An 11,630-nucleotide genomic window follows, 5' to 3' on the forward strand; every position below is an offset into this window, starting at 1 on the left:
GACGCATGTCACGTTTTCATCATTTTACAATGTTGCGTACTCGTTGGCTTTTAACAAGCAGGAATCACTGCATTTTTAGAGATAGGCTGACTCTTTATGCTGAGACGTATGAATAATAGCCAGGTGAGGCCGGGCTGTTTCTCGTCGATTAACAAATTGAAGCTTTTTTAGTAACAAAATGCTCTCCGCAGGTTAAAGGTTGGGGTCATTGACGGGGCAAAGGTGAAACTTCAGTATCGTGCAACGTCGTGCGCTAACGCACTAATAAGACGTCGAATGATTAGAAAAATAAACTAGGTAGTAAGGGAGTTTTATCTATGATCAAGAAAACCAAATTGGCCGATGCCGTTAAGCTTGGCTTAATCGCATCGCTTTCAACTTCAGCCTTCGTTGCCTCTCAAACTGCTGTCGCCGCCGAAGGCGAAGCCAAAGTTGAACGCATCGAAGTGACAGGTTCACGTATCCAACGTCAGGACATGGAAACGGCATCGCCTGTGACTGTGATCGACGCCAGCGCCATTCGCGCCGAAGGCTTCACCTCAGTCGACCAGTTGCTGCAGGCCCAAACTTCCATGGCGGGTGCCGCAATCGGCTCCACTTCCAACAACGGCTCAGGTGGCTCGGCTCAGGTCGATCTGCGCGGCATGGGTGCCGAGCGTACTCTGGTACTGCTCAACGGTCGCCGCATGGTCAGCTCAGGCACGGGTGCCGACAGCGCCGTGGATCTGAACTCCATCCCTGTTGCCATGATTGCCCGGGTTGAAATCCTTAAAGACGGTGCATCTGCCGTTTACGGATCCGACGCTATCGCCGGCGTGGTGAACATCATCACCAAGAAAGACTTCGACGGTCTGTTGCTGGACGTTAATGGCAGCGGCACCGACAGAGGCGACGGCCAAACAGCCGAGATGAGCGCCCTGTATGGTGTCAACACAGATTCTGGTAACTACACCTTGGGTGCCGCTTACTCGGACCGCAAGAGTGTGATCCAATCTGACCGTGCCTGGACCGAAGCGGGTAGCAGCTCTTACATCCCAACCGGCACTTTGGGCGGCAAGGTACAAGATGCCAACGGCAACTGGGTTAAGCGTACAACAGGTTATGACTTCACCCAAGACAGCTATTATCAGACGCCAAGCGAGCGCTACAGTCTGTTTGCCAACATGACCCAAGATCTGGGCAACGACTTGGTGCTGACAGGTGACATACTGTACACCAAGCGTAAATCCAATCAACAGATGGCGGCTCAGCCTGCCTCTGTGATGTTGGACGTCTGTGGTGCGCCTGGTGCCGATGCCGTCAAGTGCATCACCCTGGACAGCGCCATGACAGCCGGCGGCATTGAGGCCGACAAGACAGGCCGGGTAGAATACCGTCGCCGTACCAACGATGTGGGTCCGCGTATCAGCTCGCAGGATACAGATACTTACCGCGCTTCAGTAGACTTAGCCGGTTCGCTGGATATCAACACAGGCATGAACTGGGATGTGTCTTACACCTATGGCAAGAACAAGGCGTCGTCCACGGTCGACAACTCGATCAATGCCACCAAGATGGAACAATCTGTCTACGCCAACCAGGATGCCTGGTTCAGCGGTCAGCCTCTGACTCAAGACATCATGGGTGATATAGGCTACTTCCAGCAAGCCGATGGCGGCAACGAGCAACACACAGTTGCCGGCGTGTTGAACGGTGAGCTGTTCGATCTCAGCGCCGGTGCCGTAGGTTTCGCTATCGGGGCCGAATACCGTCGTGAGAGCGGTTATTACAACCCGGATCCTGTGGTTGTTGCCGGTGACAGCACCTCAGCCCAGCAAGATCCTACCGATGGCAACTACAACGTTATCTCTTTCTACCAGGAAGTGAGCGTGCCTTTCACCGAGAAATTGACCGGTGAATTTGCCTTGCGTTTCGACGATTACTCTACCTTCGGCAAGGCGACCACCTGGAAGATAGGCCTGACCTATGAAGCGAGCGATGAGCTTATGCTTCGTACCGTGGCTGCGACCGGTTTCCGCGCACCTAACGTGAGCGAGCTGTTCGGCGGTAACACAGGTTCATTCGACTACCTAGACGATCCTTGGGGCAATGAGCAAGATCCACAGATCAAGGTTAACTACACCTCGGATCCGGATCTGAAGCCTGAAGAGTCTGAGTCTTACACCGCGGGTCTGGTGTACTCACCTGGCTTCATCGATGGCATGTCTGTGACGCTGGACTACTGGCGTTTCAAGGTCACTAACGCCATCACGCGTCTGGACGCGCAAACCGGTCTGAACGAGTGTTTCGCCGGCAATGCTACAGCCTGTGAAACCTTCAAGATCACCTTGGACGGTAACCTGGACGATTTCACCAATCCTTTGACCAACGTAGGGACTCAGGATACCAGTGGTATCGACTTCAACCTGGCCTATGGTTTCGAAGCCTTGGGTCTGGATTGGAAAATCAGCAACGACATGACTTATCTGCTCAACTTCGAGCAAGACAGCGAAGACTACACTGGTACTGTTGACGGCAACTTCGGTGCCTACGCCAAGATCCGTAATAACTTCAGCATTCAGGCGGGGCAGGGCGATTGGAGTGTCACTTACTTCAACCGCTTCATCGATTCCATGGATGATATCTACACGGATTATGACGCCAACGATGAGCCATTTACCGCGGTTCGTCAGTCTGACTCAGTGCTGTATCACAACATCTCCGGTACTTACCATGCAACGGATGCATTGACAGTGAGCGTCGGCGTGAAGAACTTCACAGACGAGAAGCCATCGACAGTGAGTAACGGCAGCGATGGCGGCACAGTACCAGAAGTTTACGACACTATAGGTCGTCAAATTTATGGTGGCGTGACTTACAAGTTCTAAGCTTGTTGTAGCCTAAAAATAAAAAAGCGCCGTAAGGCGCTTTTTTTGTGTGTGGGCTTCAATATGCCGGCGATCAGCCCAAGCCGTTCGAGGCAGACTTCATCTGGATCAGCTCTATCTTGTAACCGTCCGGATCTTCGACGAAGGCGATTTCCGTGCGGCCACCGGCAACGGGACCAGGGGCGCGGACTATCTTGCCACCGGCGGCGGCGATCGCCTCGCAACGGGCATAGATGTCGTCTTCGCCTATGGCGAGATGGCCGAAGGCGGTGCCCAGGTCGTAACTCTCGGTACCCCAGTTATAGGTCAGCTCGACCACGGCCTGGCCGGAGGATTCATCGGCATAACCTACGAAGGCCAAGGTATACTTGTACTCAGGATTTTCCGAGGTCCGCAGCAGTTTCATGCCCATAACCTGGGTATAGAAGGCGATACTGCGTTCCAGATTGCCGACACGCAGCATGGTATGTAAGAGTTGTGACATAGGATTCTCATCTTGGGGCTGAAATGGGCCTCATGGAGCTGGAGGCGTTAAGGCTTTGGCATTATAGCAAATTTCTGGTGAGGGGGGGCGAAAATAGGGCTCCTGGGCCGGCACATAGCATGGCCTGCAGTAGGGGGATAACGGCGACAGCCAGATGCACTAGGCTGGCCCAAGTTGCAGGGATTAAGGTAGAGTAACAGAGAGTGGCCATCTGAAGAGGCAGACTCTGGCTGCCCACGCTGGGGCACACGAGGGACGTCACACATGGAGAGCAAACATGAATACCGAACTTAAGATGGCATTGGCGATTAGCCTGATCATCGCCTTAGGCCTGAGTGTGTTCTTTTTTATGATGTTTTAGGCTTGTTCCCAGTTGTTTGGGAGAGGGCTGGCCGGCATTTCAGCCCTAAGGCTATTCTTCCGGGTAGACCTTGTCTTTGAACTCGCACAGATCTTCTATGATACAGCTGCCACAACGGGGTTTGCGTGCCAGGCAAGTATAACGGCCATGGAGTATGAACCAATGGTGGACATCCACCTTGAATTCGGCCGGCACTACCTTGAGCATACGCTCTTCCACCTCTTGCACATTCTTGCCGGGGGCGAACTTGGTGCGGTTGGCCAAGCGAAAAATATGGGTGTCGACCGCTATGGTCGGCCAGCCGAAGGCGGTATTGAGCACCACATTGGCGGTCTTGCGACCAACACCGGGTAAAGACTCCAGGGCTTCCCTGTCTTCGGGCACCTCGCCGTCATATTTTTCCAGCAAGATCTCACAGGCTTTGATGACGTTTATGGCCTTGTTGTTATAGAGGCCTATGGTCTTGATGTAGTCCTTAAGCCCATCGACGCCCAGAGCATAGATGGCCTTGGGGGTATTGGCGACGGGAAAGAGTTTAGCGGTCGCCTTGTTGACACTGACATCCGTCGCCTGTGCCGACAAAGTCACGGCGACCAGGAGTTCGAACGGACTGGAGAAGTGCAACTCTGTCTGTGGATGGGGATTGTTGTCACGCAGTCGGGTTAAGATCTGACGCCGTTTTTCATTGTTCATAAGTCTGACTCTCGTTCCTGGCCATCATGCTCAGTTGACCTTAGTGATCCGCGCCCGGGTCACAGTGGCGGTTTCTATCTTAGGCTGTCTTTCCGCCAGTTTTCTGTCGATGACATTCTTCAGGGCGATGAGCAAACCCATGGCGATGAAGGCGCCGGGTGGCAACATGGCCAGCAGGAAGGGGGTATCTACCTGCCAAACCTGAATGGTGAGTGATTCGGCCCAGGGACCGAGCAGCTGCTCGGCGCCGTAGAAGAGGGTACCTTGCCCCAAGAGTTCACGTACCGTGCCCAGCACCACCAGCACGGAGGTGAACCCCAGCCCCATCATCAAGCCGTCGAAGGCAGAGCTGATGAGGCTATTGCGTGACGCGAAGGCCTCGGCGCGGCCTATGATCACGCAGTTGGTCACTATCAGCGGCAGAAAGATCCCCAGCGACAGATAGAGACCATAGGCATAGGCATTGATCAGCAGTTGTACCGCGGTCACCAGCGCGGCGATGATCATCACAAACACAGGAATGCGTATTTCCTTGGGGACGAAGTCGCGTACCAGGGACACCAGCACGTTCGAGCCTATGAGCACCAGCAGGGTCGCCAGCCCGAGCCCGAGGGCATTGGTGATAGTGGCGGTGACGGCCAGCAGGGGGCATAGCCCAAGTAGCTGCACCAGACCAGGGTTATTCTTCCACAGTCCCTGCCAGGCGATTTCGCGGAAATTAGTCATGCTGTGCCTCACAATTGCGTGGTTGCCTGAAGATGGCTTGCTGATGCTGCTTAACGTACCAGAGGGCCCGCTTTACTGCCTTGACGTAGGCTCTGGGGGTGATGGTGGCGCCGGTAAATTGATCGAAACTCCCGCCATCTTTCTTGACCCGCCAACGCTCATCGGCTTCGTCGCCGAGTTCCTTGCCGGCGAAACTCAATACCCAACCGGATTTTCTCAGTTCTATTTTATCACCCAAACCAGGGGTTTCCTGGTGGGATAGGGTTCTTACCCCGAGCACAGTACCCTCGGCTGAGATGCCGACGATAAGCTTTATCTGGCCGTTATAACCGTCGGGCGCTATGGTCTCGAGGGCAATGGCGACGGCCTGGCCTGCCTGAGTTGCTATATAGGCGGGCAGGGGACTGTCGGTGCCCAGCGCCTCCTTGTCCTGCAGCAAGGTGCACTGGGATGTCAGTTCATTGTCGTGCATGGCGTCCGGGATTATCTGATGCAACACCCGCATCAGTTCATGCTTCTGTTGTTGCTGTATTTTGGCGGCGGTTTGCTGGTTAACCAGTGCCACCAGGCCGGTGCAGAGCAAGGCAAACAGGCCGAGCAGCAGGCCATTTTTCATCATAGCATTCTTCACATCTGTCTCCTGCTAGCTGCCGGCCCTGTGGCCATAAGTCCTGGGACGAACATAATAATCGATAAAGGGGGCACACAGATTCGCCAGTAAGACGGCGAAGGCGAAGGCATCCGGGTAACCGCCGAAGGTACGGATGAAATACACCAGCATGCCAATCAGGGCGCCAAAGAGGAAGCGGCCGCGATTGCTGGTCGCCGCGGTGACGGGATCTGTGGCGATGAAAAATGCCGCCAGCATGGTGGCGCCGGAAAACAGGTGCAGCAGTGGGCTGGCGTGGTTATCCGGCCCGAGCATCCAGCCGACGCTGGCGCAGACAAACAGCGCCACCAATATTCCCGTGCTGATCTGCCAGCGGATCGCCTTGAGCTTGAGCAAAACCAAGCCGCCCGCCAGATAGGCCAGATTGACCCAGAACCAACCGACACCCGTGCTGCCATCGAATATGGGCTTACTCAGGCTTTCACTGCTGGTCAGGCCCAAGGCGAGATCTGTCTTCAAGGTATCCAGTGGCGTCGCCATGGATACGCCGTCTATGCCCAGGCTATAGAGCTTGAGTTCGCTGCTTGCCAGGCTGCCGAAGATGGCCTGCAGGCTCGCCAGCAGATCCGGGGCCTGTTGTGCCACAGTGCTGGGTGCGACCCAGCTGGTCATCTGCACCGGGTAGGAAATGAGCAAGAGGACATAGGCGGCCATCGCCGGATTGAACAGATTATGTCCCAGGCCGCCATACAGCTGTTTGACAATCACGATAGCGAACACTGTGCCTATGACTATCAGCCACCAAGGCGCCAGGGGGGGGATGGCGACCCCGAGCAAGACAGCGGTCAACATGGCACTGTTATCACCCAGGGCCGCGGCAGGATTCCTGCGTCTCAACTTCATGACGGCCGCTTCGCTGCCGAGGGCAACGGCAATCGCCAGCATCACTTGGATAAGGGTTCCCCAGCCGAAAAATACGCATTGGACCACCAAGCCGGGCAGCAGGCATAAGATCACTCTCTGCATCACGGTCGCCGTATGCAGGTTGCGGCTGACATGGGGGGATGAGGCTATTTTGAACGCCATCTATTATTCCTTATCTTGCTTTGCTGCCGAGGCGGCTTTCTTGGCTTTCGCCTTGGCAACGGCGGCGGCGATTCTGGCTTGTTTGTCGTCGGCTGCGGCCGGTTGCACTTCTGTCTGCACTTCGTTTTGCACTTCTGTACGCATTGCGGCCGGGTTGTCCGTCTGGGCTTGTTGGGCCTTCTTGGCCTTGGCGCGGGCAACGGCGGCGGCGATCCTGGCTTGTTTGTCGTCGGCCGCGGCCGGTTGCACTTCGGTCTGCACTCTCGTCTGCACTTCTGTTGGTGCTTCTATTTGCACTGCGGCCGGGTTGTCCGCCTGGGCTTGTTGAGCCTTCTTGGCCTTGGCGCGGGCGACTGCGGCAGCGATTTTGGCTTGTTTGTCGTCGGCTGCGGCCGGTTGCACTTCTGTCTGCACTCTCGTCTGCACTTCTGCCTGCACTTCAGTTTGCACTGCGGCCGGGCTATCCGCCTGGGCTTGTTGAGCCTTCTTGGCCTTGGCGCGGGCGACTGCGGCGGCGATTTTGGCTTGTTTGTCGTCGGCTGCGGCAGGTTGCACTTCTGTCTGCACTTCGGTTTGCACTTCTGTCCGTACTGCGGCCGGGCTATCCGTCTGGGCTTGTTGGGCCTTCTTGGCCTTGGCGCGGGCGACTGCGGCGGCGACTGCGGCGGATTTATTGCCGCCGGCCGCTTCTGTGGCCTGGGCATCCGGGCTAACAGCCGCAGTTTCTGTGGCAGCCTTCTTGGCCTGAATGCGGGCCATGGCGGCGGCGACTGCGTCTTTGTCCTTGGGGCTCATGCTGGCCTTACGGCGTTCGGCGGCTTCCTTAGCCTTGGCCTCGCGGGCGAGTTTTTCTTCTTCGAGTCGCTGCAATCTGGCTTCGAATCTCTGCTTGGCGCGCTCGGCCTGCAATTTATCTTCCGCCGCTTGGCGCAATGCCGACTTGGCTACCCGATAATATTCCACCAGGGGAATGTCACTCGGGCAGACATAGCTGCAGCAACCGCATTCGATGCAGTCCTTGAGGTTAAAGCCGGCCGCCTTATCATATTCTTCCGCCTTGGCATGCCAGAACAATTGCTGGGGCAGCAGCTGTGCCGGGCAGGCTTGGGCGCATTCGCCGCAGCGGATGCAGGCCTTCTCTTCGACCTCAGTGGCCAGTTCCGCGGCACCCGGTGCCAGGATACAGTTGGTTCCCTTGAGGACGGGCACTTGCGTCTGCGGCAAGGCATGGCCCATCATGGGACCGCCGACGATAATCTTCTGTCCCGCAAAAGCCGTGGAGCCGCTGGCCTCGAGCAGATGTGTCACAGGCGTGCCAATAGGCACCCAGTAGTTCCCCGGCCGGCCAATACTCTGACCCGTCACAGTCACCACCCGCTCGACCAGAGGTTGACCTTGCAGCACCGCCGCCTGAATCGCATAGGCAGTGCCGACGTTATGCACCAGGACCCCGAGTTGCGCCGGGATGGCACCGGCGGGCACTTCCTTGCCCGTGATGATTTGGATCAGTTGTTTCTCGCCGCCGGAAGGGTATTTGGTCGGAATGACAGTGACCCTGGTACTGCCGACCGGTAATTGACTGCGGCCAATTGCCTGGGTCATGGCCTCGGCGGCTTCGGGCTTGTTGTCTTCTATGGCGATCACTATCCGCTGCGGCTGCACCAGCTTGTGAATGATGGCGATGCCGGCGAGGATGTCATCGCTATGCTCACGCATCAGCCTGTCGTCCGAGGTGATATAGGGTTCACACTCGACACCATTGATGATGACCAACTCTATCTCACTGACGGGGTTGAGCTTTATATGACTCGGAAATGCCGCGCCACCCAGACCCGCTATGCCGGCGGAGCGCACCTTATCGAGTATCTGCTGTTGGCTAAGTTCGGCCGGATCACTCGGCTGCAGGGGACACCAGCTATCCTGGCCGTCGGCCGCTATGACGCAGGTATTGACCGGCAGGGCCGAGGCATGATTGCTCGGGCGCGGCTCTATGGCGATGACGGTGCCCGACGTCGGGGCGTGTACCGGCAAGTGCTGCAGGCTGGTGCCTTGGGTCAGGGGCGTGCCCTTGAGTACCCTGTCGCCGACCTTGACGCTCAGGGTGCAACTCTCGCCGACCTGAGGCACGGGCACCAGATATTGCTGCGCCAAGGCGAGCCTGGCGATGGCTGTGGTGTTGGAGAGGGATTTTTCTTGCGGTGGATGTATGCCACCGGGTGAGCGCCAAAGGGTACCCTGGTCGAGTTGATCTAATAAGGTCAGCACGGCTTTTCCTCATCCAACAGCGTGACCGGAATGGCGTTGAGCTGCCAGTTCCAGTTCTTGAGATTAGGTGTCACGGGGATCATGTCGATACAGTCGACCGGGCAGGGTTCGACACATAAGTCGCAACCCGTACAGTCTGAGGTCAGCACTGTGTGCATCAGTTTGCCGGCACCTATGATGGCATCGACAGGGCAGGCCTGAATACACTTGGTACAGCCGATACACTCATCTTCGCGTATATAGGCGACTTTCTTGACCTGTGTCTCGGCGCTGGCATTCAAAGGTTCGGGATCGACGCCCATGAGTTCGGCGAGTTTTTCCATGGTGGCAGTGCCGCCGGGCGGGCATTTGTTGATCTTGTCACCATTGGCTATGGCTTCGGCATAGGGCCTGCAGCCAGGGTAGCCACACTGACCACATTGGGTCTGAGGTAACAGAGTATCTATTTGATCGACAATGGGATTGCCTTCGACTTTAAACTTTTGGGCGGCAAAACCCAGTAAAATCCCAAACACCAGCGCAAGCAGGGTCAACAGACTAACGGCGATAAACATCTCGGACATCTACTTCACCAATCCGGTGAAGCCCATGAAGGCCAGTGACATCAGGCCGGCGGTGATCATGGCGATGGCGCCCCCTCTGAAAGGAAGCGGTACGTCAGCCGCCGCCAGACGCTCACGCATGGCGGAAAACAGAATTAATACCAATGAAAAACCGACGGCAGCACCGAAACCATAGACGGCCGACTGGATGAAGTCATGCTTTTCATTGACATTGAGCAAGGCGACCCCCAACACGGCACAATTGGTGGTGATCAACGGCAGGTAGATCCCCAGGGCGCGGTGCAGCGAGGCACTGGTTTTTTGCACCACCATCTCGGTGAACTGCACTACTACGGCGATCACCAGGATGAAGCTCATGGTGCGCAGATAACTGAGACCGAAAGGTTGCAACAGATATTCATTGACTAAATAACTGAGAATTGAGGCCAGGGTCAGCACGAAGGTCGTCGCCATGGACATGCCAATGGCAGACTCCAGCTTGCTCGACACGCCCATGAAGGGGCATAACCCAAGGAATTTTACTAATACGAAGTTGTTAACCAGCACGGTACCTATCAACAACAGGAGATATTCACTCATCCCGATACTTTTCTAATCCGATCTTAGCGGTATTATCGGCTTTTCCGACGCCATAAACAACATATAGAATGCAGGGTTAACTATCTTTGGCGCAAATTGCAGCTATGGCCCAGAGACCAAGACTCAGGGGAGAGGAGCCGGGGGCAGGGTTATAGGACCAATAGGCTGGGAGATGGCGCAGTGGCGTTGAGGTGGCCTGGGCCATGGCTTGGGAAATAGGGAAGCAAACGGGTGTGGGTATGGTTCGATAAATTGGCTCCCCAGACTGGACTTGAACCAGTGACATACGGATTAACAGTCCGCCGTTCTACCGACTGAACTACTGGGGAGTAGGGATCTTGCTGAGGTGTTGCTTGTTAAAAATTGGCTCCCCAGACTGGACTTGAACCAGTGACATACGGATTAACAGTCCGCCGTTCTACCGACTGAACTACTGGGGAATAGAGATATTGCTGCTGTTTTGCTTGTTAAAAATTGGCTCCCCAGACTGGACTTGAACCAGTGACATACGGATTAACAGTCCGCCGTTCTACCGACTGAACTACTGGGGAATTAATTTTTTGACCTGAACTCATTCATGTCACAAACAAAGTTGAGTATTAATTTGTGTGGCTCCCCAGACTGGACTTGAACCAGTGACATACGGATTAACAGTCCGCCGTTCTACCGACTGAACTACTGGGGAATACACAATTAACATTCAATGTTCTTAATACAGTTTTGCGTTTATTTCATTGATTATATTAAGCAATGTAATAAATTGGCTCCCCAGACTGGACTTGAACCAGTGACATACGGATTAACAGTCCGCCGTTCTACCGACTGAACTACTGGGGAATCGTTTCGCAACCTGTCGTTGAGAACGGAGCGCATAGTAAAACGCCCGCTCAGACGAGTCAACTCGAGTTATAAAAAAAAGTGTAATTATAGTGTTAAGTGCTCATCTAATGTGCATGGTGCTGCAGAAAGCGGCATTTTGCCCTGCAAATCAGGGAAATGACGCTGTGGCGTGGATTATTTCTTCCAGTAAATTCAGGCGACTGCGGCCTGGGATGGCGTTCGCCCTGTCACGGACGGCGCAATAGAGGACACGAATAGGGGGTATAAATAGGGAGCATAAATAGCGGGCATAAAGGGCCAAGGGCGGCGACTTTCAAATGTAATAAACTTACCAAAGCCAGGTCGAGGCCGGAGTCGGAACGGCGCCGACCGCTAACCCGCGTGGTTTCTGGCTTGTGTCGACTTATCCACTAAATCTGTGGATAAGCCTGTGGGTTAAGGCGAATTTCGGCCGGCAAACCCTTGCCGGGAGGGCGCCGGAGTTAATTTGCACCATTTTGAGGGTCTAAAATAAAAGTAAGTAAATACAAATAGATAAAATTCAAGCCCAGGACGC

The 11,630-nt window shown here is 55.2% G+C and carries 9 protein-coding genes and 5 tRNA genes; 1 reads left to right on the forward strand and 13 read right to left on the reverse strand.

Annotation, left to right across the window (positions count from 1 at the left end; translation table 11 throughout):
- The first annotated feature begins 317 nt into the window (after positions 1-317).
- Complete coding sequence (locus tag HC757_RS01560) at positions 318-2,867, forward strand: TonB-dependent receptor plug domain-containing protein (RefSeq protein WP_169562495.1); 2,550 nt, start codon at positions 318-320, stop codon at positions 2,865-2,867.
- A gap of 73 nt (positions 2,868-2,940) precedes the next feature.
- Here the strand turns inward: HC757_RS01560 and gloA are convergent, their stop codons facing one another.
- The 13 genes from gloA to HC757_RS01625 all read right to left on the reverse strand — a co-directional run bounded on the left by gloA (position 2,941) and on the right by HC757_RS01625 (position 11,071).
- Positions 2,941-3,351 (reverse strand): lactoylglutathione lyase, encoded by a 411-nt coding sequence (gene gloA, locus HC757_RS01565; protein WP_169562496.1) that lies wholly within the window; start codon positions 3,349-3,351, stop codon positions 2,941-2,943.
- 412 nt (positions 3,352-3,763) lie between these two features.
- Positions 3,764-4,405 carry an endonuclease III gene (gene nth / locus HC757_RS01570; RefSeq protein ID WP_169562497.1) on the reverse strand — a complete coding sequence of 214 codons (642 nt, stop codon included), beginning with the start codon at positions 4,403-4,405 and terminating at the stop codon, positions 3,764-3,766.
- 30 nt (positions 4,406-4,435) lie between these two features.
- Entirely contained in the window at positions 4,436-5,131 is a 696-nt protein-coding gene (locus HC757_RS01575) for an electron transport complex subunit E (RefSeq protein WP_169562498.1), read from the reverse strand.
- Positions 5,124-5,762 (reverse strand): electron transport complex subunit RsxG, encoded by a 639-nt coding sequence (gene rsxG, locus HC757_RS01580; RefSeq protein WP_342343025.1) that lies wholly within the window; start codon positions 5,760-5,762, stop codon positions 5,124-5,126. The genes HC757_RS01575 and rsxG overlap by 8 nt, the downstream gene beginning before the upstream one ends.
- A gap of 12 nt (positions 5,763-5,774) precedes the next feature.
- Positions 5,775-6,827 carry an electron transport complex subunit RsxD gene (gene rsxD, locus HC757_RS01585; protein WP_169562499.1) on the reverse strand — a complete coding sequence of 351 codons (1,053 nt, stop codon included), beginning with the start codon at positions 6,825-6,827 and terminating at the stop codon, positions 5,775-5,777.
- A 3-nt stretch (positions 6,828-6,830) separates the two neighbouring features.
- Positions 6,831-9,092, reverse strand: coding sequence for an electron transport complex subunit RsxC (gene rsxC / locus HC757_RS01590; protein WP_169562500.1), 2,262 nt, complete (start codon positions 9,090-9,092; stop codon positions 6,831-6,833).
- Complete coding sequence (gene rsxB / locus HC757_RS01595) at positions 9,086-9,655, reverse strand: electron transport complex subunit RsxB (protein WP_169562501.1); 570 nt, start codon at positions 9,653-9,655, stop codon at positions 9,086-9,088. Before rsxB ends, rsxC begins: the two co-directional genes overlap by 7 nt.
- Positions 9,656-10,234: an electron transport complex subunit RsxA gene (gene rsxA, locus HC757_RS01600; RefSeq protein WP_169562502.1), complete on the reverse strand. Its 579-nt coding sequence runs from the start codon at positions 10,232-10,234 to the stop codon at positions 9,656-9,658.
- A gap of 253 nt (positions 10,235-10,487) precedes the next feature.
- Positions 10,488-10,563, reverse strand: a tRNA-Asn gene (locus tag HC757_RS01605).
- A 35-nt stretch (positions 10,564-10,598) separates the two neighbouring features.
- A tRNA-Asn gene (locus tag HC757_RS01610) sits at positions 10,599-10,674 on the reverse strand.
- A gap of 35 nt (positions 10,675-10,709) precedes the next feature.
- A tRNA-Asn gene (locus HC757_RS01615) sits at positions 10,710-10,785 on the reverse strand.
- Positions 10,786-10,843: 58 nt separating this feature from the next.
- Positions 10,844-10,919 (reverse strand) — tRNA-Asn (locus tag HC757_RS01620).
- Positions 10,920-10,995: 76 nt separating this feature from the next.
- A tRNA-Asn gene (locus tag HC757_RS01625) sits at positions 10,996-11,071 on the reverse strand.
- Positions 11,072-11,630: the final 559 nt, after the last annotated feature.

The sequence above is a fragment of the Shewanella salipaludis genome (assembly GCF_012911865.1).
Taxonomy (GTDB): domain Bacteria; phylum Pseudomonadota; class Gammaproteobacteria; order Enterobacterales; family Shewanellaceae; genus Shewanella; species Shewanella salipaludis.